Raw genomic sequence first — 24,630 nt, 5'->3', positions numbered from 1 at the left:
GATAGCCCCGCCCAAGGTTAAAATGACCGGCACTACAACCCCAGACCGCGACCCCGACCAGGCATGGCCCGAGCTTCTACCACAACACGTACCGATCCTTCCGCCTTGCCCTCCCGCATCGGCAAGCTGCTGGGCGAGGTGCGCTGGTTCCTGTTGCTGGCTGTCACACTGGCCTTCCTCTGCATCCTGGCCAGCTACAGCAAGGCGGACCCCGGCTGGTCGCACGCCAACCAGGTGGCCGACATCCACAACCTGGGCGGCCGCGTCGGCGCCTGGCTGGCCGACGTGCTGTTCTTCATCTTCGGCTTTTCCGCCTACTGGTGGGCGGTGCTGCTGGTGCGGCGCTGCTGGCGCGGCTGGCGCGCACTGACCGCCGAACTGCCCGAACGTACCAGCGAGGCGCGCCAGGGGCTGGTGGTGAGCTGGATCGGCTTCGGCCTGTCGCTGACTGCCAGCATGGGCCTGGAAGCCATTCGCATGTATCCGCTGCGCTCGGCGCTGCCGCGCGCTCCCGGCGGCGTGCTGGGCGACCTGCTGGGCGGGTGGATGCAGATGGCGCTGGGTTTCACCGGCGCCACCTTGCTGCTGCTGCTGACCCTGGCGATCGGCCTGTCGCTGTTCTTCCACTTTTCCTGGCTGTCGGTGGCCGAGCACGTGGGCGGTTTCGTCGAGAACCTCTTCCTCGGTTTCAAGGCGCGCCGCGAGAGCAAGCAGGACCGCATCATCGGCGAGGCGGCCAAGGTGGTGCGCACCGAAACCGTGGAAGTGCAGCGGGTCAAGATCGAGGAGGCGGCGCCGGTGCAGATCGTGCGGCCCCAGGCCGTGCCCAAGCACGAGCGGGTGGAGCGCGAGAAGCAGCAGCCGCTGTTCGCCGATATCCAGGATTCCGACCTGCCGCCGCTGGCGCTGCTGGACCCGATTCCGGCGCACCAGGAAACCGTCAGCGCGGAAACCCTGGAATTCACCTCGCGCCTGATCGAGAAGAAACTCAAGGACTTCGGTGTCGAGGTCAAGGTGGTGGCGGCCTATCCGGGCCCGGTCATCACCCGCTACGAAATCGAGCCGGCCACCGGCGTCAAGGGCAGCCAGGTGGTCAACCTGGCGCGCGACCTGGCGCGGTCCCTGTCGCTGGTCTCCATCCGCGTGGTGGAAACCATTCCGGGCAAGGTCTACATGGGGCTGGAACTGCCCAATCCCAAGCGCCAGACGGTGCGGCTGTCGGAAATCCTCGGCTCGCAGGTCTACAACGAGAGCGCGTCCAGCCTCACCATGGCGCTGGGCAAGGACATCGCCGGCAAGCCGATGGTGGCGGATCTCGCCAAGATGCCGCACTGCATGGTGGCCGGCACCACCGGTTCCGGCAAGTCGGTGGGCATCAACGCCATGATCCTGTCGCTGCTGTACAAGGCCAAGGCCGAACAGGTGCGGCTGATCCTGATCGATCCCAAGATGCTCGAGATGAGCGTCTACGAAGGCATCCCGCACCTGCTGTGCCCGGTGGTGACCGATATGCGCCAGGCCGGCAACGCCCTGAACTGGGCGGTCGGCGAGATGGAGCGGCGCTACAAGCTGATGAGCAAGCTGGGTGTGCGCAACCTGGCCGGCTACAACAAGAAGATCGACGAAGCCGCCGCGCGCGAGGAGAAGATACCCAACCCCTTCAGCCTGACCCCGGACGCGCCCGAGCCGCTCGAGAAGGTGCCGATGATCGTGATCGTCATCGACGAGCTGGCCGACCTGATGATGGTGGTGGGCAAGAAGGTGGAAGAGCTGATCGCGCGCATCGCGCAGAAGGCGCGCGCCGCCGGCATCCACCTGGTGCTGGCCACGCAGCGGCCGTCGGTCGACGTCATTACCGGCCTGATCAAGGCCAATGTGCCGACCCGCATCGCCTTCCAGGTCAGCAGCAAGATCGATTCGCGCACCATCCTCGACCAGCAGGGCGCGGAGGCGCTGCTGGGCATGGGCGACATGCTCTACCTGGCGCCTGGCACCGGCCTGCCGATCCGCGTCCACGGTGCCTTCGTCTCCGATGACGAAGTGCACCGCGTGGTCGAGAAACTCAAGGAAGGCGGCGAGACCAACTATATCGAGGGCATCCTCGAAGGCGGCGTGGCCGAGGGCGACATGGGCAGCGACGGCATGGGCGGTGGCGCCGGCATCGGTGGCGGTGGCGGCGAGGCCGATCCACTCTACGACCAGGCCGTCGAGGTGGTCCTGAAGAACCGCCGCGCATCGATTTCCCTGGTGCAGCGACACCTGCGCATCGGCTACAACCGCGCCGCGCGGCTGCTCGAGGATATGGAAAAGGCGGGGCTGGTATCCGCCATGTCCGGCAACGGCAACCGCGACATCCTGAGCCCGGCCGGCCCCACCCGCGAGGAAGAATGAGCGGCGGCGCGTAACATGCTGTTACGCGCGAAGCACATGGTTGCGGAATCCTGCACCCGCCCGCCGCTCTAACCGGACAGGCAGCGCAGCCGCCCTGGCGGCTGCGCCCCTCCACCCAGCAAGGAAAAACCCATGCGAAACCGCATTATCGTGTCGGCATGTGCCGCGGTGGCCATGCTGTCGCTGGCGGCACCCGCGGCCATGGCAGCCGCCACCGACCAGCTCCAGTCCTTCGTGGCCAGCGTCAAGAGCGCCCGGGGCGAGTTCACCCAGCGCCAGGTCAAGGGACAGGGCGATAGCCTCAAGGTGGCTGGCACCTCCAGCGGCACCTTCGCCTTCTCGCGCCCGGGCAAGTTCACCTGGCGCTACATCAAGCCTTACGACCAGCTGCTGCAGGCCGACGGGCAGACGCTGTACATCTATGACAAGGACCTGAACCAGGTGACCGAGCGCAAGCTCGACGGCGCGCTGGGCTCCAGCCCGGCCGCGATCCTGTTCGGCAGCAATGACCTCGAGAAGAATTTCGTGGTCAAGAACGGCCCCGTGCGCGATGGCGTGGAGTGGCTCGAGCTGACCCCCAAGGCGAAGGACACCCAGTTCGAGCGCATCGGCATCGGCTTCAAGGGCGGTAACCTGGAGGCGATGGAACTGCGCGACGCGTTTGGCAATACCACCCTGCTGACCTTCACCGCGATGCAGAAGAATCCCGCGCTTCCCGCCGACACCTTCCGTTTCACGGTGCCCAAGGGCGCCGATGTGATGAAGCAATGAGGCCGCCCATGCACCTCGCTCCCATACGCCAGAGGGCCCGGCGCGCCGGCCGCGCTTCTGTTGTCCTTGCCGCGGCCGTGCTGCTCGCCGCCTGTGCGGGCCAGACCGGCGCCAGCCGGCATTTCGACGTGGATGCCTTCCTGCGCGCCTCCGATACGGCCTTGCCGGAGGTGCTTGCCAATCCGGATTTCCTGGCCGCCACCAAGGCTCCCGCCAACGATTGCGCCGTGCTGCTGCAATCGGTCGGCAGCGGTGTGCTGCAAGACTTGCCGCCGGCCGGCAGCGGCCGCGGGCCCGCCTGGCTGCTGCATCCGGCCGGCTCCCCCGGCAAGGTGTGGCTGGTGCTCGGCAAAGCCGGTGGAGAGCGGACCTGCCATGGTCCGCTGCCGGCCGATGCCATGAAGACCCTGGCGGACCGCGCCGCCGGCGATTGATCGCAATGCGATGGCCGGGGGGGGGGGCGAGCGCACGTGGCCCGGCGGCGCCCGCGCCGCATTCATGTCCCCGTTATCCCGGTGTGCTGTTTTAATCGTTTTTGCGATTCCCGTGTGGCGGCACGAAAAATAACAGTGTTGTAACTTGACCTCCGAAACGGGAATGATTATTGTTCCCTTCTTGTGCTGCCGAGATGCCGCGATGGCGTCTTCGGGGCTGATCAGAAAAATCCTTGAGGGGGGAGAGTCATGACCGTATTCCGTCACCTGCTGCCGCGTGCCGCCGCGCTTGCCGTGCTGGCGCTGCCGCTCGCCGCGGCTGCCCAGGAAAAGGTGCTGAACCTTTACACCGCGCGCCATTACCAGACCGACGAAGCGCTCTACGCCAATTTCACGAAGCAGACCGGCATCAGGATCAACCGCATCGAAGGCCAGGAGGACCCGCTGCTGGAGCGGATCAGGAGCGAGGGCGCCAACAGCCCGGCCGACGTGTTCATCACCGTCGACATCGGCCGCCTGTGGCGGGCCCAGCAGGCGGGCGTGTTCGCGCCGCTCAAGTCGGGCGTGCTGGACTCGCGCATTCCCGCCAACTACCGCGATCCCAACGGCGAGTGGTTCGGCTTCTCGGCGCGGGCGCGCGTGATCGCCTACAACAAGGCGGCGGTCAAGCCCGGCGATATCAAGGGCTATGAAGACCTCGCCGATCCGAAGTGGAAAGGCAAGCTGTGCATCCGCTCCAGCGGGCACGTCTACAACCTGTCGCTGATGTCCAGCCTGATCGCCCACGATGGCGAGGCCAAGACCGAGCAATGGGCGCGCGGCGTGGTGGCCAACCTGGCGCGCGCGCCCAAGGGCGGCGATACCGACCAGCTCAAGGCGGTGGCTGCTGGCGAGTGCGACATCGCGGTCGCCAATACGTACTACATTGCCCGCATCTTCAAGTCGGCCAAGCCCGAGGACAAGGCGTTGGCGGACAAGCTCGGCATCCTGTGGCCCAACCAGGCCAGCCAGGGCGTGCACATGAACATCTCCGGCGGCGGCATGCTCAAGCACGCGCCCAACAAGGAGTCGGCCCGCAAGTTCCTGGAATACCTGGCGAGTGATGACGCGCAGCGCTATTTTGCCGACGGCAACAACGAGTGGCCGGTGGTGGAAAGCGTGAAGATCAGCAATCCGGCGCTGGAAGCCATGGGCAGCTTCAAGGCGGACAAGATCAATATCGCGGAGTTGGGCAAGTACCAGCCGCAGGCGCAAAAGCTGGCGGACAAGGCTGGCTACAAGTAAGCGCGGTCCGGTCCGCGGAATGCCATTGATCGCGCTTGCCGAGGCGCCACGGCAAGCGGAGCCGATGGCTTTTTTCCAGCATGGCGGCGCTCGCCGCCGCTATGGCTTGGGCGCGCTCCCTGGCTTGGCGCCGGCCATCGGAGAAGCCTTGTTCCCCCCGGCTTCGAGGAGCTTGAAACGCATCTTTGCGCCCCGCTCCTTGTGGCGCTCGAACATCAGCTTGAGTGTTTCGCGCCGGCGCATGTGCGTGTGGCCCACTGTGCCGCTGGCATAGGGCAGCTTGGCGACGACGCCCTTGGCGGTCTGGCGGGCCAGCAGCACATCGAGCGTCTGCCGTGCGCGCACCTGGGCCTGCAGCAGGGCATCGGACGGATTGGCGCGGGCGCGCGCCTGGTCATAGGGCAGCATCACCGGGCCGGCCAACTGGCGCAGCATGGCGCGGATCTGCGGGCTGTCCAGGTCCGCTTCGTGCAGGATCCAGGCGGCGTCGTGCCGCAGCCATGGATCCGGATCCAGCAGCTTGCGCAGCAGGGCCTGCGTCAGGTCGGTCTGGCGATAGCCGTGCGCGCGCCGCACCGCGTTGAGTGCGATGCGCCTGACATGGGCATTCTCGTGGTCGAAAAGATCCGCCACCAGGCGCTCGACCATGCCGGGTTTTTCCAGCTGTTCCGCCAATTGGCCCGCAAGGGCGATTTCTTCCACCGCGCTGATCCGGTCCTGCCGGCTCATCCGGTTCAGCTTGAATACGAGCATTCGATAACGAAGCTGCATAACACTCCCTGGAGACGCTGCGAACGAATGCCGGGCGAGGTTGCGTCCGGCACAGTCAAGATGCGGCGCGAAGCGGGCCCGCGGCGGGGGGCGGGCCGGTCTGGCACGCGCGCATCGGGGCGTGCGTGCGGGGGCGCAGCTTCGGGCTAGGGATATATCGGCAGCCGGCGGGAAAACTTTAGGGCTAAAAAATGCCGCCGCGCGGTCTTGCGCGCTACCGCCGCGCATCCCGCCGGATCGAACGCGACAGCAGGATGACCGGCAGCAGCCCCACGGCGACGATCACCAGCGACGCCGTGGCAGCTTCGGCCAGGCGCTCGTCCGAGGCCAGGTTGTAGGCCTGCACGGCCAGCGTATCGAAGTTGAACGGCCGCATCACGAAGGTGGCGGGCAATTCCTTCATGACGTCGACGAAGACGATCAGCGCAGCAGTCAGCAGGCTGCCGCGCAGCATGGGCAGATGCACGCGCCGCAGCGTGGCGGCGGGGCCGTGGCCCAGGCTGCGCGCTGCGGCGTCCATGCCTGGCGTGATCTTGCCCAGGCCGGCGTTGACGGTTTGCAGCGCTACGCCGAGAAAGCGCACCAGGTAGGCATAGACCAGCGCGGCGACGCCGCCGGTCAGCAGCAGCCCGACCGACAATCCCATGTGCTGTTGCAGCCAGGACGACAGGACATTGTCCAGCCGCGCCACCGGCACCAGCACCCCCACCGCGACCACCGAGCCGGGCAGCGCATAGCCCATCCCGCATACCCGCGTCAGCGCGCGCAGCAGCCAGCCCCGGCCTGCCGCCATGCCGCGCCCGGCGTAGCCGATCACCAGCGCTGCCAGCACGGCCACCAGCGCGGTGACGCTGGCCAGCAGGAAGCTGTTGCGCACCAGCCCGATGAAGCGCGGGCCAAACTGCGCGTCGCCCTCGGACAGCGCCATCTTGCACAGCATCAGCGCCGGGACGGCAAAACCCAGCAGCACGGGCAGCGCGCACGCCAGCAGCGCCAGCGCGGCCCGCCAGCCGTGCAGGCGGTAGGCCGGGGCGCGGCGCTGGCCGCCATGCACGCGCGCGCGTCCCCGGCTGGCACGCTCCGCCAGCAGGATGCCGATCACGAACACCAGCATGCAGGCCGACAACTGGGCCGCGGCGTTCTTGTCGCCCAGCGAGAACCAGGCGCGGTAGATGCCGGTGGAGAAGGTCGGGATGCCGAAGTAGGCCACGGTGCCGAAATCGGCCAGCGTCTCCATCAGCGCCAGCGCCGTGCCGGCCACGATGCCGGGGCGCGCCAGCGGCAGCATCACGCGCCAGACGCTGCCCCAGGTGCCATGGCCCAGCAGGCGCGCCGCCTCCAGCGTGTTCAGGGTCTGCTGCAGGAAGGCCGCGCGCGCGGTCAGGTAGACATAGGGATACAGCACCAGCGTGAACAGCACGATGGCGCCGCCCAGCGAGCGGATATCGGGGAACCAGTACTCGCGGGCGCGCCAGCCGGTCACCTCGCGCAGCCAGCTTTGCACCGGGCCGGCGAACTGCAGCGCGTCCGTATAGGCGTAGGCGATCACGTAGGCCGGCATCGCCAGCGGCAGCACCAGCGCCCATTCCAGCCAGGCACGTCCGGCAAAGCGGTAGGTGCTGACCAGCCAGGCGGTGGGCACGCCAAGCACCAGCACGCCGGCACATACGCCCGCGAGCAGCCAGAGCGTATTGCCGACGTACTCCGCCAGCACCGTATCGGCAAGGTGGCGCCAGGTGTCGCCGCTGGGCGCGAGCAGGCTGCCGGCCACTTGCGCAATCGGCAGCGCGATCAACAGCGCGGCGAGGCCGGCGACCAGGGCCAGCGGGGGCAAACTGCGGGTACGGCTTGGGCGAAGCAGGCTCATGCGGTGGTGGCTGGAACGTCTGGGTGAGGGTGCTGGAGCGCCGGAGCGCCGCAGCACGTTAGCCGGCCGCGTGCGTTGGTCCGCGTGCGCCGGCAGGCATGCACAGCATTCTAGCAACGGGTGGCAGCGGGCCGGCGGCGGCGCGCGACACGCACGGGCCGGCTCTCCCTATAATGCTGGCCATGCGAGGCTATCCCCATTCCAGTCCGTCCATGCAAACGCGATCCGATACGCTGATCGAGGTCGATCGCATCCATCATGGCTTTGGCAGCCAGTCCGTCGTCAACGGCCTGTCCTTCACCCTGGCGCGCGGCAGCATCGCCTGCCTGCTCGGCCCCAGCGGCTGCGGCAAGACCACCGTGCTGCGCGCCATCGCCGGCTTCGAGCCGCTGCGCGAAGGCCGTATCCTGCTGGACGGGGCGGTGATGTCGTCGCCGGGCTTCGCCGTGGCGCCCGAGCATCGGCGCATCGGCATGGTGTTCCAGGACTACGCCCTGTTCCCGCACCTCAGCGTGGCCGACAACGTCGGCTTCGGGCTGCATGCCGCGCGCCGTGGCGAGCGCGCCGCGCGGGTCGGGGAAATGCTGGCGCTGGTGGGCCTGGCTGGCAGCGGTGGCAAGTTCCCGCATGAACTGTCCGGCGGCCAGCAACAGCGGGTGGCGCTGGCACGCGCCCTGGCGCCGCGTCCGGAGCTGCTGCTGCTCGACGAACCGTTCTCGAATCTCGACGTCGACCTGCGCGAGCGCTTGAGCCTGGAAGTCCGCGCCATCCTCAAGGCGCAAGGCACCACCGCCATCCTGGTCACGCATGATCAGTACGAGGCCTTTGCCATGGCCGATGAAATCGGCGTGATGCACGCCGGGGCGATCGAGCAGTGGGATAGCGCCCACAATCTCTATCACCGCCCGGCCACGCGCGTCGTCGCGGATTTCATCGGCCAGGGTGTGCTGATGCCGGGCCGCCTCGAAAGCCCGCACGCGGTCGCACTGGAACTCGGCACGCTGCACAGCCGCGAAGCGCTGGGCATGCCGCCCGCCACCGTCGACGTCGACGTGCTGATCCGTCCCGACGATATCGTCCATGACGATGCGAGCCCGCTGCGGGCAGAGATACTCAACAAGGCCTTCCGGGGCGCCGAGATCCTGTACACGCTGCGCCTGGCCGGCGGCGGGCGCGTGCTGTCGCTGGTGCCCTCGCACCATGATCACGCCGTCGGCGAGCACATCGGCATTCGCGTCGAAGTCGACGATGTGGTGGCGTTCGGGCGCGGCTGAGCGCACGCCGGCGCTGGCAGCCTGATTGCCTTTTTCCTACCGGCCTGTTTCGGAGGACCAAGGCCGTATCGCCACGGTTTCACATGCCTTCATTATTGCAAGACCCCCAAGCACAGCCGCTCTGTTTGCTTCCCTGAAATGCGGCCCCAGCTGTTGCGCAGCGGCCTGCCGCTCGCCCTCCCTGCCTGCGGCGCCGCGCCCGCGGGAGCGGTGACGGCATGGCGCAACCGTGCGGGCGGCGAGCGTGCCGGCGTGCTGGACGCCTTCATGCGCAACGAGCGCGCCGCGCAGTAGGGCGGCAGCGCGGGCCCGCCCGCCCGGCCCGGCCCGGCCCGGCCCGCGCGATGGTCTACACTGTCGGGTTCCGAGGCGCAGCGGATCGCTCCGTGCGCGCCTGCCCCGACATAAAGGCCTGATTACCGTGGCGGACACGCTGTTTTCCGAACCTCCTGATCGTTCCCAACAACCCCTGGCCGAGCGCCTGCGTCCGCGCAATATCGACGAGGTGATCGGCCAGCAACACCTGCTTGGCGCCGGCAAGCCGCTGCGGGTGGCGTTCGCGTCCGGCGAGCCGCACTCCATGATCCTGTGGGGCCCGCCGGGCGTGGGCAAGACCACGCTGGCGCGGCTGATGGCGAACGCCTTCGACGCCGAGTTCATCGCGCTGTCGGCGGTGCTGTCGGGCGTCAAGGACATCCGCGAAGCGGTGGAGCGCGCCGAGCAATACCGCGCCCATGGCCGCCGCACGCTGGTCTTCGTGGACGAGGTGCATCGCTTCAACAAGAGCCAGCAGGATGCCTTCCTGCCGCACGTGGAAAGCGGCCTGTTCACCTTTATCGGCGCCACCACCGAGAACCCGTCCTTCGAGGTCAACGGCGCCTTGCTGTCGCGCGCCGCGGTGTACGTGCTCAAGAGCCTGGACGACGCCGAGCTGACCCAGCTGGCGCGGCGTGCCAGCGAGGAGCTGGGCGGCCTGCAATGGGAAGACGAGGCGCTGCAGCTGACCGTGGCCTCGGCCGACGGCGATGGCCGCAAGCTGCTCAACAATATCGAGATCGTGGCGCGCGCCGCGCGCAACGCCGGTGCCGCCGCCATCGATACCGCGCTGCTCGGCAGCGCGCTGTCGGAGAACCTGCGCCGCTTCGACAAGGGGGGCGACGCTTTCTACGACCAGATCAGCGCGCTGCATAAATCGGTGCGCGGCTCCGACCCCGACGCCACGCTGTACTGGTTCTGCCGCATGCTCGACGGCGGCGCCGATCCGCGCTACCTGGCGCGCCGCATCGTGCGCATGGCCTGGGAAGACATCGGCCTGGCCGACCCGCGTGCCGCCCGCATCACGCTCGATGCCGCCGAGACCTACGAGCGGCTGGGCTCGCCCGAGGGCGAACTCGCGCTGGCGCAGGCCCTGATCTACCTGGCGGTGGCGCCCAAGTCCAATGCGGGCTACAACGCCTACAACGCCGCGCGCGCCTTCGTGGCGAAAGACAAGTCGCGCGGCGTGCCGGTGCACCTGCGCAATGCCCCGACCAGGCTGATGAAGGAACTGGGCTACGGCCACGCCTACCGCTACGCGCACGACGAGCCCGAGGCCTATGCCGCCGGCGAGCATTACTTCCCCGACGACCTCAAGCGCCAGGGCTGGTACCAGCCCACACCACGCGGGCTGGAAGGCAAGATCGGCGACAAACTGCGCCACCTGCGGGATCTCGATGCGCAATGGCATCGCCAGCAGGGCGGCAAGGGCGCGGGGAAGGGCGGCGGCGGGGACGACGGCGCGAAGTAGCGCACCCCGGCTGCGCCGGCCGCGGGCGTTTGCCCAGACAGCGGCCGATCCATTGCTCTGTTCCTCACCCGCCTTATCGGCGCCCATCCCGCCCGGTGCAGTAAAATGGCCGGTCCGCCGGCATCTCGCCGGCCCATGCACCTCCCCCTCACACGCAACATGCTAGACATCCAGCTGTTCCGCAAAGACATCGACGCCGTGGCGCAACGCCTTGCCACGCGCGGATTCCAACTCGACGTAGCGGCCTTCCAGGCACTCGAAGCCGAGCGCAAGCAACTGCAGACCCAGACCGAGGAACTGCAGGCGCGCCGCAACAGCCTCTCGAAGCAGATCGGCATGCTCAAGGGCAAGGGCGAGGACGCCTCGGCGGTGATGGCCGAAGTCGGCGGCATCGGCGATGCGCTCAAGGCCTCGGCCGTTCGCCTGGACGAGATCCAGGCCCAGCTCTCCGAGACCATGCTGGCCATTCCCAACCTGCCGCATGAAAGCGTGCCGGTGGGCCGCGACGAAAACGAGAACGTGGAAGTGCGCCGCGTCGGCACGCCGCGCAGCTTCGACTTCGAGGTCAAGGATCACGTCGACGTGGGCGAACGCCTCGGGCTGGATTTCGACACCGCGAGCAAGGTCACGGGTTCGCGCTTCGCCATGCTGCGCGGCGGCATTGCGCGCATGCACCGGGCGCTGGTGCAGCTGATGCTCGACACCCACACGCTCGAGCACGGCTACACCGAGATGTACGTGCCCTATATCGTCAATGCCGCGTCGATGCGCGGCACCGGCCAGTTGCCCAAGTTCGAGGAAGACCTGTTCAAGGTGCCGCGCAAGGTCGGCAGCGAAGAGGGCGAGCGCACCGAGAATTTCTACCTGATCCCCACCGCCGAGGTGCCGCTGACCAATATCGTGCGCGACGCCATCGTGGCCGGCGACGAGCTGCCGCTGCGTTTCGTCGCCCATACGCCTTGCTTCCGTTCCGAAGCCGGCTCCTACGGCCGCGACACGCGCGGCATGATCCGCCAGCATCAGTTCGACAAGGTCGAGCTCGTGCAGGTGGTGCCGCCCGAGCAATCGTTCGACGCGCTGGAGCAGCTTACCGGCCACGCCGAAGCCATCCTGAAGAAGCTGGACCTGCCGTTCCGCACCATCGTGCTGTGCACCGGCGACATGGGCTTCGGCAGCACCAAGACCTATGACCTGGAGGTGTGGATTCCCGCGCAGAACACCTACCGCGAGATCAGTTCCTGCTCCAACATGGGCGACTTCCAGGCGCGCCGCATGCAGGCCCGCTTCCGCACGGGACAGGGCAAGCCCGAGCTGCTGCACACGCTCAACGGCTCCGGCCTGGCCGTGGGCCGCACCCTGGTGGCGATTCTCGAGAACTACCAGAACGCAGACGGTTCGCTGACGGTGCCGGCCGCGCTGCAGCCTTATCTGGGCGGCCTGACGCGGCTCGAGCCCGAGGCGTAAATTTTCGACCAAGGGGCTTGCGGTCGCATCAAGGTTTCCTCTATAATCTTGTTCTTCGCGACAAGCGACCCAGTTACCGGAGAGGTGGCAGAGTGGTCGAATGTACCTGACTCGAAATCAGGCGTACCGGCGACGGTACCGTGGGTTCGAATCCCACCCTCTCCGCCAGCAGTACGCAAAACCCCACGATTCCCACGGAGTCGTGGGGTTTTTGCTTTGGGGCAATCCATTGCAATGGCTTGTCGAACGGCTTCTCGGGGACGTAACTCGGGGGCATCATTCAGCGCCGGCCCCGGATGACGCTCGCCTCCTCATTCTGGTTGCGCCTTCATCGGGCGGGCCTGGGCAGGGGAGGCTTCAGGCTCGCCGGATCCTTTTCGCCGGTACGCCAACCTTGCCTTGCGTCCGCCCACTCCGATTGGCGTCGGAGTGCGGATCGATACCGCACGGGCGCGCACAGCGAAGGTGGCAAGGGTGCGATGACGCCACGGCCGCAAGCTACCGAAAATAGTCGGGGCCTAGGCCATGTGGAAAGACAAGCTTCCCAGTCTGCCGAAATCGGCATGCACGACGTCACCTGCGGCGAGCAGCAAGGGGCGCGTAAATGATCCCGACAGGACGATGTCCCCCGCGGACAGTTTGTGCCCTTCCCTGGCCAGACGGTTTGCCAGCCACGCCACCCCGTTGGCAGGGTGGTTCAGCACGCCCGCCGCAATTCCCGTCTCCTCCATAAGCCCGTTGCGGCTAAGCAAGGCCCCGCACCAGCGGAGATCCAGGGAGCCTGGTCGGATCGGATTGCCACCGAGCATCAGGGCGGCATTGGCGGCGTTGTCGGCGATGGTATCCCGGACCCGGCGTGTTCTGCCGGTGACAGGGTCGACGCGCTGGATACGCGCATCGATGAATTCGAGCGCCGGGATGACATAGGCGGTGGCGTCCAGCACCTGGCAGGCACCGATGCCGGGGCCGCAAAGGTCGCGCTCGAGCACGAACGCCAGTTCGACCTCCACGCGCGGCTCGATGAAGCGGCTGGCAAGGACCGCGGCGTTTTCAGGCAGCAGCATGTCATCCAATAACACGCCGAAATCCGGTTCGTCGATTCCAACTGCTGCCTGCATCGCACGGGAGGTCAGGCCGACCTTGGCGCCAATTGGCCGGCGGCCCGAGGCGCGTTTGAGCGCGATCCAGGCACTCTGTATCGCATAGCTGTCATCAACAGTCATCCCTGGATAGCTCGCTGAGAGCTGCGGAATCTGCTGGTGGCTCGCCTCGGCCATCTCGAGTTGTTCGGCGATATGTTGGATGGTGCTTGGATCAAAGGTGCGCATGAAATCTCCTTGAACTGCGTCAACGCCAGTGGACATCGACAACTGGAATGTACTTCGCTTGACATATAGTACGTGTACCGTATCATATATCGAAGGCGGCGCTGAATGCAAAGTCAGGTGGCGCCGATTCCTGCCAGTTCACTTTCGACAGAGGAGCCAAACATGGCTATTGAGATTCTCGAGCTTCATCATCACGCGGTACGTATGCCCATCGACAAGGTCGAAGCCATGGGCGCTTTCTATGGCGGCGTACTCGGTCTGGACACGGATGCCGGGCGCTGGAGCATTCCCGGCATTCCCGGCTACTTTCTTGACATGGGTAATGACTGCCAGATCCACCTGCTCGGCAGCGACGGTCCTTCGCCCTATGCACAGGGACCTGGCAAGGATCCGGTCGAAAACCACGTTGCGCTGGCGGTGCGCGATATCCTCGCGACGGAGGCGGAGTTGCTGCGCATGAATGTGGACTTCTGGAAACTCGACAACGTGGCGGCCCCAGAGTTGAAACAGCTGTTCCTGCGGGATCCGGTGGGCAATCTGATCGAGCTGCATCAGATTGGCCGCTGCCGCTGCAAGCGCAGCGACCGTGCATTCGCCGACGCGCGTGCCGCTGCCGGGGCTACCCCAACGACGAAATCCTGAGTTTTCCCAGGCACCCCATTCTTTAGGGTTGAGTCCCAATGTACATAGACATGCAAGCACTCGACGGCGCTGCGCGGCAGAAGTTGCTGTCCACTGTCATCGTGCCCAGGCCGATCGCCTGGATCTCCTCCATGGATGAGGCTGGGGCGATCAATGTCGCGCCGTTCTCATTCTTCAATCTGTTGTCGGGCGACCCGCCCATCTTCTGTGTCGGCATCGGAATCCGCGATGGCATGCCGAAAGACACTGCCAGGAACATTCGCGCGCGCGGTGAGTTCACCGTGAATCTGGTGTCGACGGCGCTTGCCCGTCGCATGAACGTCACGGCGGTCGATTTTCCGGCGCATGTGAATGAAGCTGTGGAGGCTGACCTGGCTCTCGTTCCCGGGACCAGGATTTCAACACCGCGGGTCACCATGAGCCCGGCTTCATTTGAATGCAGCGTGCGCAACCTGCTCGACATCGACGGCGGGCGCACCGTAGTGGTCGCCGACATCGTGGCGATGCACGTGGCTGACGAGGCCGTCCTGGACGCCGAGCGGCTCTATCTCGATACGCCTCGTATGGACTTGCTGAGTCGGCTCCACAACCCCGGCTGGTATTGCCGTCCTGGCCCGGCTTTTCAGATGCCCCAGTTGAGCTCGCAGCAGTGGGACGACATCAAACGTAGCGGAAAAGCCGAGGAATATCTCCGCGGTGAACCGGCAACGGCGTCATGCACGGGATGAACTCGGAAGCAAGCCGCCTTTGCACGGGCAGCCGCCGCTACCCGCGACCTGGGACGGGTGCGGCGGGTCGCAGGCGCCATCGAAGCGGGAATGATCGGCATCAACGAGACCGCGATCTCGACGGAAGTTGCGCCATTTGGTGGCATCAAGGAGTCGGGACAGGGAAGGGAAGGCTCCCGTCACGGCTTGGATGATTACCTGGAGATCAAATACCTCTGCATGGGGGGCTTGGCCAGCCGCCCCGAATCCAGCGCTGGCGGGCACGCATAGCAGTTCCGCGCCGGCAGCGCATTCCGTTGCACCCTGTTTTCAAGACTTGGAGAAAGAAGTGAAATCTTATGTCAATCGATACCTTTGCGCTTGCGCGACACTCTGCATATCCGGCATGTTCGTGAATGCCATGACGCCGGCGTACGCAGCTGAGCTGCCCGGCAACGCCGCTTGCGTTGCAAAGGCCTACGCGAGCAACTCGGCCGAAGCGCGCCCACGCGACCCATTTTCGGATGGCGCCAGGGGCATCGACAGAGTCGGTAGCGCCTGCGCGTATGGGCATATTGCCGATAGGCGAGACGCCTTCGCGGACGGAGCATAGGCCCGGCGTCCCGATATGGGAGTTTCCATGCGGAGTCTGATACGATTAACACACAATATGCCACCCGTACCAGATTCCTCAGCACGCGGCCGCCCGCCCAACCCTATGACGAACGAGATCCACACCACCCATCGCGTCGAAGCCAAACAAGCCATCGCACCCCATTTGAAACTGCTTGCTGCCACCGCGGAGCGGGGCACCAGCCGAAAGAAGGCTGCGGCTGGCCTGATGTTGCTTTGGCTGAGCGACGACGTGATGGGCGTGGCCAACGCAAAGTTGCGCGAACATGGCATCACCGAGAACAAGCTGGACGTGTTGATACTGTTTTCGCTGGCCGAGCGCGGGCTGCTGGATGTCGGGCCGCTCACGCCCTCGGTGATTGCGGACTATTTTGGCGTGACCCGTTCCTCGGCCACCGGTCTGCTGGACTGGCTGGAGGCGCGTGCCCTGCTTGCACGCGAACATCGCAAGGACGATAGACGCAGCCTTGAGTTGGCACTGACCGATGAAGGCAGGATGCTGCTGAATCAGGCCTTGCCGACCTTCTGGCGCGCTTGTGCTCATCTTACCCGCGAGTTGAGCGAAGAGGATTGCCAGGCGCTCGAGGCAATTCTGTCCAAAGTCTGGCATGGCATCAAATGATGATGGTTGGTCTCGTCGAGGCCTTCGAGCGCGGTGCTCACTCTGATGGCCTTCTGCACCAAGGGCATCATACCCGACGTCATGCTTGATGCGCCGGGGCTGCACATGCCGCTCTATGTGGCGACCGCCTATCTCTTCCTGGCGGTGGTGGGCGGGATGTCCGGTTATTTCGTGGTGCCGATGAACGCCCTGCTGCAGCACCGCGGCCACGTGCCGCTCTCCGCAGGCCACTCGATCGCCGTGCAGAACTTCAATGGGAATGTCTCAGTCCTGCTGACGTTAACCCTGTACGCGCTGCTGATTAAGCTCAATGCACCATCGGCATAGTGATCGTCGGCCTCGGTCTGTTCGTCTGCACCGGCATGCTACTGGTGATGCGACAGCATCGCTACAACGTACGGACGTTCAATTCGCTGGCGATGCTTAGCGAAGACAACCACCACGCATCCATCCATGGGGTACCCGCGCAGGCGAGGAGCCCACTGATAAACAAAGCTGCTACGGCGTCACCGCACCGAGCATCCATCCGCAACGGGTGAGTTCGCCGTCGCAAGCCATCAAGGCGTGGCGGGCCTATTTTTGACCTGCCGTGCATCGCGCGCTGGCCGCACTATATTGAGTAAGTGGCAACCGCCACGTCGACCAGAATGGAGGCCCCAGATGAGTCGGAACGCTCACTCCAATTCGAAGCGCCCATCGCCGAATATCCGGATCGAGAAACGGCACAGCAAGGAGAGCGAGGTGCAGGAGGTTTCTCACAAGGACCCGAAGATGGCTGAGCCCGGCGCGATGCGCCAGCGCACGCACCGCAAGTAATCCAGCCAGTCCCGCCCCGGCGCGGGGCTGGCACGCCAGGCCCCGCGCAGTCGGTGGACTATCTCGATGCACTATCATGACGCTGCTCCGTTTCGAACAGCCACTCATGACACAGCATTATTCCCAGCCTTCCACCCAAGCCCCGGCCAGCGCCGGCTCGCCGGACGATTACCTGCCAGGCATGCCATACCGCCACTACAAGGGCGGTGCCTATGCCATCGCCGGGCTCGGGCGCATCGAGTCCGACCTGTCGCAGGTGGTGGTCTACGAGGCGCTGCGGGACCGGTCCCAGCTGTGGGTCCGGCCACTGGATGTCTTCAGCCAAAGCGTGGATACGCCGCAGGGCCCGCAGCCGCGCTTCGCGCCGGACTGGCCCGCCGCGCTGGACTGCCTGGACTTCCTGCCGCGGGCGGCGGTGCTGCAGGTGCTGGCTTGCTACGATGCGCCATACCGTCGCTACCATGATCGCCGGCATGTGCTGGAGATGTTCGCGGTGGCGCAGGCGCGCGGCCTTGCGCTGACGCCGGCGCAGGCGCTTGCCGTGCTGTTCCACGACGCGGTGTACGTGCCGGGATGCGAGCACAACGAGGCCGCTTCGGCGGCGCTGATCGAGACCATGGCGCAAGGCGTCGATACGGCGGCGATGTCGCTGGCCGCGCGCATCGTGATGGATACCTGCGGACATCGCGCCTCGACGCCGGAATCTGCGCTGGTGCTGGATCTCGATCTCTATCGCCTGGCAGCGCCGGCGGCGGACTTCGATGCCTATACCCGCGCCGTGTTCGAGGAGAACCGGACGCTGCTGGCCAACCGCTCCGGGCTGGCCGGCGATGCCCTGTACGCTGGCTTCATGCAGCGCCGGATCGCTTTCCTGCAGGCGCTGGCGCAACGTCCCCAGCTATTCCTCAGTCCGGCCTTCTCCGATTGCGAAGTGCCCGCGCGGGCCAATATCGCACGCATGGCAGCGGGAGGCTGATCCGATGGTTGCTGCTCCCGTTCAGACGCTTGCCCTGGCGCAACCCGCCTCCGCCCCCTGGCTTACGCCGGCCACCGCGCTGGGCGTAGTGGGCCTGCTCGCCTTGTTCGCATTGTTGCTGTTATGCCTGGTGCGCGGGCTGTTGCTTGTGATCCGGCCGCTGGTGCGCCGCCTCGATAGCGCTCGCCTGCGCGGACACCTTGCACTGCAGGCCCGCCCGGGCCAGTGGCCGCGCCTGGTGCGCATGCTGGAGCGCGATATCGTGGAATTGCTGCTGCTGGCGCTGGGCGGCGTCCTCTTGCTGGCTTGCGCCGCTGCCTTGCTGTGGCTGGGCGAGTCCATTGTCGAGGGCGCACCGCTGGTACAGGTGGACCAGGCGGTGTACGCCCAGTTGCGGACCTGGCAGCAGGGCTGGCTGGATACGGTCATGGTGGGCCTGACCGAACTGGGCGGCGCGCGCGTTTCCGTGGCCGTGGGCGTGACCGTCTTCGCCTGGCTGGCGTGGCGCCGTGCCTGGGTGGCGGCGGCGTATTGGGTGGGTGCGCTGGTCGGCGCCCGCGCTTGCGTGATGGTGCTCAAGCTGGCGCTCGAGCGTAGCCGCCCGGCCAGCATCTACGGTGGCCTGGAGTCATTCTCCTTTCCCAGCGGCCATGCCACCAGCAGCATGGTGACCTATGGTTTCCTGGCCTTCCTGCTGTGCCTGCGCCAGCCCTGGCGGGTGCGCATGCCGGTGGTCGCCCTGACCGCGGTGGCCGTGACGCTGATCTGCCTGTCGCGCCTCTATCTGGGCATGCACTGGCTTTCCGACGTGCTGGCCGGCTGCGCGCTGGGCTTTGCCTGGATCGTGCTGCTCGGCACCGCGTATGCCACCCTGCACGAGCCGGAGCGGCTGGCGCCGCTGTGCCTGGGCGCGGCCGCGGCGGCGGCGGTGGTGGTGGTCGGCGCGTGGATCGTAGCGTTCCAGCTGCCCGCCACAGTCGAGCGCTACCGCCGTGCGCTTACGGCTGAAACGGCTGCGCCGGCGGCAGGCGCGACACCAGCAGCTGATCGATCTTGTGATGATCGATATCCAGCACTTCGAAGCGATAGCCTGCCACCTCGATGGCTTCCGATTTCTTCGGGATGCGCTTGAGCGTATAGATCACCAGCCCGGCGGCGGTATCCACGTAATCCTCGCCGGGCAGATCATCCAGTTCCAGCGCCTTCTTCAGGTCCACCAGCGGCGTCACGCCATCGACCAGCCATGAGCTGTCGTCGCGCCGCACGATCTGTTCGTCCTCGGTGGAGTAGATGATATTGCCCATCAGCGCGCCCACGATATCGTCGAGCGTGACGATGCCGACCACCAGCCCGTATTCGTTCATCACCACGCCGAAGCTCTGGTGCATCTCGCGAAAGCGCGTGAGCGATTCGGTGAGCGTCAACGTGTCCGGGATCACCAGCACGTTTTTGTTGTGGTGCTTGCCGATATTGCCGATGTTGCCGATCACGCCGGTGGAGTCGTCGGCCAGGAACATCTGCAGGATGTCTTCGGAATCGATATAGCCCAGCACGTCGTCGAGGTTATGGCCGCATACGGGATATTGCGCATGCGGGTGGCTGACGAGCTTGCGGCGCAGGCTGTCGGCGGACTCGTCCAGGCCGAGGTAGGTCACGTCGTCGCGCGGCGTCATCACCGCGGTGATGTTCTTGGCATCGAGCTCGAACACGTTCTCGATCAGGTGGATCTCATGCTTGTGGAGTACGCCCGCCTCCGCCCCGGCGTCGACCATGGCGGCGATGTCCTCCGAGGTGATCTGGTCGATCTGCTTGGTCGGCACGCCGAACAGGTGCAGCATGGCGTCGGCGGCGCCGTTGAATACATAGAGCAGCGGCTTGAAAAGCTTGATGAGCGTCAGCATCGGCCCGATCACCACCAGCGCGCAGGCTTCGGGGAACGTCATGGCGATGCGCTTGGGAATCAGGTCGGCGAACTGGATGAAGAGCAGGGTGACGATCAGGAAGGAACCGACATTGGCGATGCGCTGGGTGGTGGCGGCGTCAAGGTAGGGCAGCAATGCCGTCTGCACCAGGTCGGAGACATGCTTCTCGCCGACGATACCCGCCAGGATGGCGACGCTGTTGACGCCGATCTGCACGATGGTGAAGAAGTTGCCCGGCTCCTCCTTGAGCAGCATGATCTTGGTGGCGCGGTGGTCGCCACGCTCCGACAGCGTCTGCAGTTTGGTGCGGCGCGATGCGGTCAGCGCGATCTCGGATATCGAGAAGAAGGCACTGATCAGGACGAGGAGTAGCAGCAGAAGGGCGAACATAGGTTTGGAAGGGCACCGGTCAGGCGCTTTGATGATGGTGCACGGCGTACGGAACTGTCAAATTCTGCAAAGGGCAGCGGCGCCGGCCGGCAAGGTGTTTCATTTCGGGGCGTGCTCGAAACTGACCGCTGGCGCTTCCAGCCGCTGCGGCAGGGTGGCCGCAAGTTGCAGTGCCGCATCGGCGAACTGCTCGCGCATATCGTCGGTCAGGCTGGAACTGCCGCGGTGGCTGGCGCGCAGCAGCTGGATCTCGAATGGCAGCGCCGGCTTCACTTCATGCAGCGAGACGCGCTCCGGGTTGGCTCCCAGCGCGGTGTACTGGTCCAGCAGGGTGAGGCCGAGGCCGGCGTCGACCAGGGACAGCGCCAGCGAGTAAGTCTGGACCTCCAGCGTGGAGCGCGGTTCGAGGGCATTGCGCGCCAGCGTCTGGCGCACCAGCAGCCCGAGCGAGCTGTTGTCGTCGTAGGCAATGAAGGGGCGCTCCACCAGGCGGTGCATCGGCACGTCGGCCCGCCGCCCGCGCGCCGACAGCGGTTCGCCGCGCGGTACCGCCAGCAGCATCTGCCCGCCGGCCACCGGTTCGCTGGCGATGGCCTCGTGGCGCGGCGGCGAGAAGGCGAATCCCAGGTCGATCTGGTTGGCCAGCAGAGCCTGCACGATTTCGTCGGTATGGTGGGTCAGCACCTGAACCTGGGTTTCGGGATGGCGCGCGCAGAAACGGCGCACGGCAGGCACCAGCAAGGGGCTGGCCAGGCTCGGCGTGGCCGCCACCCGGAGCCGGCCGGCGCCCTTGTGGCGCAGGCTTTCGGAGACACGGCGCACCCGCTCGATCTCGCCATAGAGCCGCTCGACATCGCCATATAGCGCGCTGGCCTCCGGCGTGGCCTGCAGCCGGCCTTTGACGCGGTCGAACAGCCGGAAGCCGAGCGTAGCTTCCGCATGTTGTAGCACGCGCGTGACCACCGGCTGGGAAACGTGCAGCAGCCGCGCGGCCTCGCTGACGGTACCGGTCAGCATGACGGCACGGAAGACTTCGATTTGTCGCAGTCGCATGGTGGCAGAGGGAGGGGATCCGGAGTCACCTATAGCTTAAAGACATATTCTTGCACGTATTCGCATTGGGCAAACGGACCTGCCTGATCTACCCTGCCCGGATCGGATCAAAGAGGCGGGTGATGAAGGTTGCAATCGTGGGGGCGGGGGTGGTCGGGATGAGCACCGCCTGGCGGCTGGCGGGCGACGGGCACGAGGTCACCGTGCTGGAACGGCGCGGCGGGCCGGGCGAGGAAACCAGTTTTGCCAATGGCGGGCAGCTCAGCTACAGCTATGTTGCGCCGCTGGCCGGGCCCGGTGTGCTGGCCAAGGTACCGGGCTGGCTGATGCGGCCGGATTCGCCCATGCGCTTCCGTCCGTCGGGCGATCCGGCGCAGTGGCGCTGGCTGGCGGCGTTCGCGCGGGCCTGCAATGCCCGCACCAGCGAAGCCACCACGCGCAAGCTGCTGCGCCTGGCCTTTTATTCGCGTGACCTGATGCAGGCGTTTGTCGACAGCCAACCGGTGGAGTTTGGATTTGCCCGGCGCGGCAAGCTTATTGTGCACCGCGATAAAGACAGTTTCGAGGCAGCCTGCCGCCTGCTCGACTACCAGGCCAGCCTGGGCTGCGAGCAACAGGCACTGGACCGCGATGCATGCGTGGCGCTGGAGCCGGCGCTGGCCGGCATCCGCAGCAAGATCGCCGGCGCGATTCATACCCCCAGTGAGGAAGTGGCCGACTGCCATCGCTTCTGTCTGGCGCTGGCACAGTTGCTGCGTGAGCGGCCCGGCGTGACGCTGCGTTTCGGTACCGGCGTGCTGGGCATCGAGCGGGAAGGCGATCGCGTGACAGGGGTGCGCACCGGATCCGGGCTCGAGCGGGCGGACGCGGTGGTGGTCGCCGGCGGCATCGGCAGCGTGGCGCTGCTGAGGCCCTTGGGCCTGCGCGCGCCGCTGTGGCCGCTCAAGGGCTACAGCATCACGGTGCCGCTCGCCGACGGCGCCGGCGCACCGCATATCAGCATCACCGACTTTGCGCGAAAGATCGTCTATGCCCGCATCGGCAACACGCTGCGCGTGGCGGGTATGGCCGACCTGGTGCGCGCAAGCAACGCGATCGACCCGGCCCGGATCGCCACGCTGGCTGGCGAGACGCGCGCCTTGTTTGGCGACATTGCGCCACGCTCCGGGGCAGATCGGCTGCAGCCGTGGGCGGGCCTGCGTCCGGCCACGCCGAGCGGCTTGCCCCTGGTGGGGCCGTCGCGCCTGCGCGGCCTGTGGCTCAATATCGGCCACGGTGCGCTCGGTTTCACGCTGGCGCTCGGCAGCGCGGGCTTGCTCGCCGATCGCCTGGCCGGGCGCAGGCCCGTCATCGAGGCCGAGGATTTTGCCGCAACGCTGGCATGAGCCGGCGCGGCCGCGCTTGAGTCGATCCGCATTTCCTGTAGTGCCTTGCCTGTTTGTCTTGCTGAAGTTTGTCTTGCTGAATACCGAAGCGTCATCGAAGCATCATCAACACACCACGAGCCATGTCCCTGTCCAAGGAGAGCCACACCATGAAACCGCAAGCGCGTCCCAACCGATTTTCCCGTGGCCTGCTGAGCGCGGCCGTCCTGGCACTGGCTGCCGGCGCCGCCGGCAGCGCCTTTGCCGACGACGGCGACACGCTGCGCAAGATCAAGGACACCGGCGTGATCTCGCTGGGCTACCGCGAGTCGTCGATCCCGTTCTCCTACACCAACGGAAAGGACGTGATGGGCTATTCGCACGACATCCTGCTGCAGATCGTCGACAAGGTGAAGGCGCAGCTGCAGATGCCCAACCTGCAGGTGAAGCTGATTCCGATCACGTCGCAGAACCGTATTTCGCTGATGCAGAACGGCACCATCGACATCGAATGCGGCACCACCACCAACAACCTCGAGCGGCAGAAACAGGTGGCGTTCTCCAACAGCCTCTTTGTCTATGGGCTGCGCATGCTGACCAAGAAAGACTCGGGCGTGAAGGATTTTCCCGACCTGAAGGACCGCAATGTGGTGACCACCGCCGGCACCACGGATGAGCGCCTGCTGGTGAAGATGAATGGCGAGAAAGCCATGAACATGAACCTGATCAGCACCAAGGACCATGGCCAGTCCTTTCTGATCCTGGAGACCGGCCGCGCGGTAGCCTTCGTCATGGACGAGCCGCTGCTCTACGGCGAGCTGACCAAGGCCAAGAACCGCGACGAATGGACCGTGGTCGGCACGCCGCTGCAGACCGAGAACTACGCGTGCATGTTCCGCAAGGACGATCCCTCCTTCAAGAAGCTGGCCGACGGCGTGATTGCCGGCCTGATGAGCAGCGGCCGTGCCGAGCAGCTCTACCAGAAGTGGTTCCAGTCGCCGGTCCCGCCGCGCGGCATCAATCTCAACTATCCGCTTTCCACCGATATGAAGGACCTCTACGCGCACCCGAACGACAAGGCTTTCCAGTAGGCGATGGCAGGACAGGCGGCCGGGTGGGGAGGGCGAATCGTTATTGCTGTGTACTCGGGGTTTGCTGTAGGCTGAAAGCCGGACTACGCTCGGACTATGCTCCTGGCGTCGTCATGGGCTAACGCTTGCCGCAGCGGCGCGGACCGTGTTCGCGTCGCTTGTGCTGACTGGAGAACATATGCGATCGCTTCGTACTGGCTGCCTCGGGGCACTGCTTGCCGTTTCGTTGCTGGCCGCGGGCGCCCCGGCGCGGTCCGCCGATCTCCTGGACACCGTGAAGCAGGCAGGCGTGCTGAAGATCGGGCTGGAAGGTACCTATCCGCCTTTCAACTATCGCGGCGCCAGCAACCAGCTGGAAGGCTTCGACGTCGATGTGGCAAAGCTGGTGGCGGCCAGGCTGGGCGTCAAGCCGGAGTTCGTCACCACCGAGTGGAGCGGCATCATTGCCGGGCTGCAGGCTGGCAAGTTCGACGTCATCGTCAACCAGGTCGCGGTGACGCCGCAGCGCAGGCAGGTGCTGGATTTCTCCACGCCTTACGTCTATTCGGCCGCGCAGCTGATCCAGCGCAAGGACGACAAGCGACAGTTCAAGTCCCTCGATGACCTGAAGGGCAAGAAGCTCGGCGTCAGCCTCGGCAGCAACTACAACGAACTGGCCAAGTCGGTGCCCGGCATCGATGTCAAGACCTATCCCGGCGCGCCCGAGTACCTGCGCGACCTGGCCGCGCAGCGCGTGGACGCCGCGCTGAACGACCGGCTGATGATCGGCTACCTGATCAAGACGTCGAACCTGCCACTGCGGCCGGGGGCGCTTGTCGACGGCGGCAACTCCGAGGTGGCGATTCCTTTCCGCAAGGACAATCCCAGGTTCGCGCAGGCGATCGACCGCGCGCTGGACGAGGCGCGCAAGGATGGCAGCCTGGCCAGGATGTCGGTGAAGTGGTTCGGCAGCGACGTGACCAGGCCGGCGAAGTAGGGGCCGCCGGCGGCCGGGGTGCGAATGCCGCCGATGCCCCCTTGTGATTTCGCAGTACCGCCATGGCA

General features: G+C 66.0%; 21 protein-coding genes, 1 tRNA gene and 3 pseudogenes. 20 read left to right on the top strand and 5 right to left on the bottom strand.

Going from position 1 to position 24,630, the window contains the following annotated elements; all coding sequences use genetic code 11:
• The first annotated feature begins 63 nt into the window (after positions 1 to 63).
• The 4 genes from AC3FOF_RS11130 to AC3FOF_RS11115 all read left to right on the top strand — a co-directional run bounded on the left by AC3FOF_RS11130 (position 64) and on the right by AC3FOF_RS11115 (position 4,880).
• Positions 64 to 2,391, top strand: a complete 2,328-nt coding sequence (locus AC3FOF_RS11130; protein WP_035813868.1) for a DNA translocase FtsK — start codon at positions 64 to 66, stop codon at positions 2,389 to 2,391.
• 132 nt (positions 2,392 to 2,523) lie between these two features.
• A complete protein-coding gene (lolA, locus tag AC3FOF_RS11125; protein ID WP_017228485.1) occupies positions 2,524 to 3,162 on the top strand; it encodes an outer membrane lipoprotein chaperone LolA in 639 nt (212 codons plus the stop codon).
• A gap of 8 nt (positions 3,163 to 3,170) precedes the next feature.
• On the top strand, positions 3,171 to 3,596 hold the full coding sequence (locus AC3FOF_RS11120) for a hypothetical protein (RefSeq protein ID WP_488726616.1): 426 nt from the start codon (positions 3,171 to 3,173) through the stop codon (positions 3,594 to 3,596).
• Between the two features lie 249 nt (positions 3,597 to 3,845).
• Positions 3,846 to 4,880 carry a Fe(3+) ABC transporter substrate-binding protein gene (locus AC3FOF_RS11115; protein ID WP_017228487.1) on the top strand — a complete coding sequence of 345 codons (1,035 nt, stop codon included), beginning with the start codon at positions 3,846 to 3,848 and terminating at the stop codon, positions 4,878 to 4,880.
• A gap of 99 nt (positions 4,881 to 4,979) precedes the next feature.
• Here AC3FOF_RS11115 and AC3FOF_RS11110 read toward each other — a convergent pair whose 3' ends face one another.
• The gene (locus AC3FOF_RS11110) at positions 4,980 to 5,633 is read right to left on the bottom strand and encodes a hypothetical protein (protein WP_017228488.1); all 654 of its coding nucleotides are present in this window, start codon (positions 5,631 to 5,633) and stop codon (positions 4,980 to 4,982) included.
• A 232-nt stretch (positions 5,634 to 5,865) separates the two neighbouring features.
• Positions 5,866 to 7,518 carry an ABC transporter permease gene (locus tag AC3FOF_RS11105; protein ID WP_488726615.1) on the bottom strand — a complete coding sequence of 551 codons (1,653 nt, stop codon included), beginning with the start codon at positions 7,516 to 7,518 and terminating at the stop codon, positions 5,866 to 5,868.
• A gap of 212 nt (positions 7,519 to 7,730) precedes the next feature.
• Here AC3FOF_RS11105 and AC3FOF_RS11100 point away from each other — a divergent pair, with 212 nt between their 5' ends.
• The 5 genes from AC3FOF_RS11100 (at position 7,731) to AC3FOF_RS11080 (ending at position 12,210) form a co-directional block, all read left to right on the top strand.
• A complete protein-coding gene (locus AC3FOF_RS11100; protein WP_488726614.1) occupies positions 7,731 to 8,792 on the top strand; it encodes an ABC transporter ATP-binding protein in 1,062 nt (353 codons plus the stop codon).
• 138 nt (positions 8,793 to 8,930) lie between these two features.
• Entirely contained in the window at positions 8,931 to 9,086 is a 156-nt protein-coding gene (locus AC3FOF_RS11095; RefSeq protein WP_488726613.1) for a hypothetical protein, read from the top strand.
• Between the two features lie 127 nt (positions 9,087 to 9,213).
• The gene (locus AC3FOF_RS11090; RefSeq protein WP_488726612.1) at positions 9,214 to 10,578 is read left to right on the top strand and encodes a replication-associated recombination protein A; all 1,365 of its coding nucleotides are present in this window, start codon (positions 9,214 to 9,216) and stop codon (positions 10,576 to 10,578) included.
• Positions 10,579 to 10,737: 159 nt separating this feature from the next.
• Positions 10,738 to 12,042, top strand: coding sequence for a serine--tRNA ligase (gene serS / locus AC3FOF_RS11085; RefSeq protein ID WP_017230351.1), 1,305 nt, complete (start codon positions 10,738 to 10,740; stop codon positions 12,040 to 12,042).
• A gap of 78 nt (positions 12,043 to 12,120) precedes the next feature.
• Positions 12,121 to 12,210 (top strand) — tRNA-Ser (locus AC3FOF_RS11080).
• Positions 12,211 to 12,560: 350 nt separating this feature from the next.
• Here the strand turns inward: AC3FOF_RS11080 and hpaH are convergent.
• On the bottom strand, positions 12,561 to 13,370 hold the full coding sequence (hpaH, locus tag AC3FOF_RS11075) for a 2-oxo-hept-4-ene-1,7-dioate hydratase (RefSeq protein WP_276266120.1): 810 nt from the start codon (positions 13,368 to 13,370) through the stop codon (positions 12,561 to 12,563).
• 162 nt (positions 13,371 to 13,532) lie between these two features.
• Between hpaH and AC3FOF_RS11070 the strand changes: the two genes are divergently transcribed.
• The 8 genes and pseudogenes from AC3FOF_RS11070 to AC3FOF_RS11035 all read left to right on the top strand — a co-directional run.
• Complete coding sequence (locus AC3FOF_RS11070) at positions 13,533 to 14,012, top strand: VOC family protein (protein WP_488726611.1); 480 nt, start codon at positions 13,533 to 13,535, stop codon at positions 14,010 to 14,012.
• A gap of 50 nt (positions 14,013 to 14,062) precedes the next feature.
• The gene (locus AC3FOF_RS11065; RefSeq protein WP_488726610.1) at positions 14,063 to 14,740 is read left to right on the top strand and encodes a flavin reductase family protein; all 678 of its coding nucleotides are present in this window, start codon (positions 14,063 to 14,065) and stop codon (positions 14,738 to 14,740) included.
• A gap of 39 nt (positions 14,741 to 14,779) precedes the next feature.
• Positions 14,780 to 15,010: pseudogene (locus AC3FOF_RS11060) on the top strand (aldehyde dehydrogenase family protein); the annotation flags it as partial.
• Positions 15,011 to 15,437: 427 nt separating this feature from the next.
• Entirely contained in the window at positions 15,438 to 15,974 is a 537-nt protein-coding gene (locus tag AC3FOF_RS11055) for a MarR family winged helix-turn-helix transcriptional regulator (protein ID WP_488726609.1), read from the top strand.
• A gap of 33 nt (positions 15,975 to 16,007) precedes the next feature.
• Positions 16,008 to 16,417: pseudogene (locus tag AC3FOF_RS11050) on the top strand (lysophospholipid transporter LplT); the annotation flags it as partial.
• 217 nt (positions 16,418 to 16,634) lie between these two features.
• The gene (locus AC3FOF_RS11045; protein WP_017230345.1) at positions 16,635 to 16,790 is read left to right on the top strand and encodes a hypothetical protein; all 156 of its coding nucleotides are present in this window, start codon (positions 16,635 to 16,637) and stop codon (positions 16,788 to 16,790) included.
• Positions 16,791 to 16,896: 106 nt separating this feature from the next.
• A complete protein-coding gene (locus AC3FOF_RS11040) occupies positions 16,897 to 17,766 on the top strand; it encodes a DUF1653 domain-containing protein (protein ID WP_488726608.1) in 870 nt (289 codons plus the stop codon).
• 4 nt (positions 17,767 to 17,770) lie between these two features.
• Positions 17,771 to 18,607, top strand: a pseudogene (locus tag AC3FOF_RS11035) (phosphatase PAP2 family protein); the annotation flags it as partial.
• Positions 18,608 to 18,764: 157 nt separating this feature from the next.
• Here AC3FOF_RS11035 and paeA read toward each other — a convergent pair.
• Positions 18,765 to 20,078 carry a polyamine export protein PaeA gene (gene paeA / locus AC3FOF_RS11030; RefSeq protein WP_017230342.1) on the bottom strand — a complete coding sequence of 438 codons (1,314 nt, stop codon included), beginning with the start codon at positions 20,076 to 20,078 and terminating at the stop codon, positions 18,765 to 18,767.
• Between the two features lie 99 nt (positions 20,079 to 20,177).
• On the bottom strand, positions 20,178 to 21,131 hold the full coding sequence (locus AC3FOF_RS11025; protein WP_488726607.1) for a LysR family transcriptional regulator: 954 nt from the start codon (positions 21,129 to 21,131) through the stop codon (positions 20,178 to 20,180).
• A 122-nt stretch (positions 21,132 to 21,253) separates the two neighbouring features.
• Here AC3FOF_RS11025 and AC3FOF_RS11020 point away from each other — a divergent pair, with 122 nt between their 5' ends.
• From AC3FOF_RS11020 to AC3FOF_RS11010, 3 genes are all read left to right on the top strand, one after another.
• Positions 21,254 to 22,516, top strand: a complete 1,263-nt coding sequence (locus AC3FOF_RS11020; protein ID WP_488726606.1) for a D-amino acid dehydrogenase — start codon at positions 21,254 to 21,256, stop codon at positions 22,514 to 22,516.
• A 149-nt stretch (positions 22,517 to 22,665) separates the two neighbouring features.
• Complete coding sequence (locus AC3FOF_RS11015; RefSeq protein ID WP_276269001.1) at positions 22,666 to 23,586, top strand: glutamate/aspartate ABC transporter substrate-binding protein; 921 nt, start codon at positions 22,666 to 22,668, stop codon at positions 23,584 to 23,586.
• Positions 23,587 to 23,764: 178 nt separating this feature from the next.
• Positions 23,765 to 24,562 (top strand): transporter substrate-binding domain-containing protein, encoded by a 798-nt coding sequence (locus AC3FOF_RS11010; protein ID WP_017230324.1) that lies wholly within the window; start codon positions 23,765 to 23,767, stop codon positions 24,560 to 24,562.
• Positions 24,563 to 24,630: the final 68 nt, after the last annotated feature.

This window comes from Cupriavidus sp. 96C5-1 (genome assembly GCF_057798855.1).
Note: the sequence above shows the minus strand (reverse complement) of the source record. Positions and strands in the feature narration are given on the sequence as shown.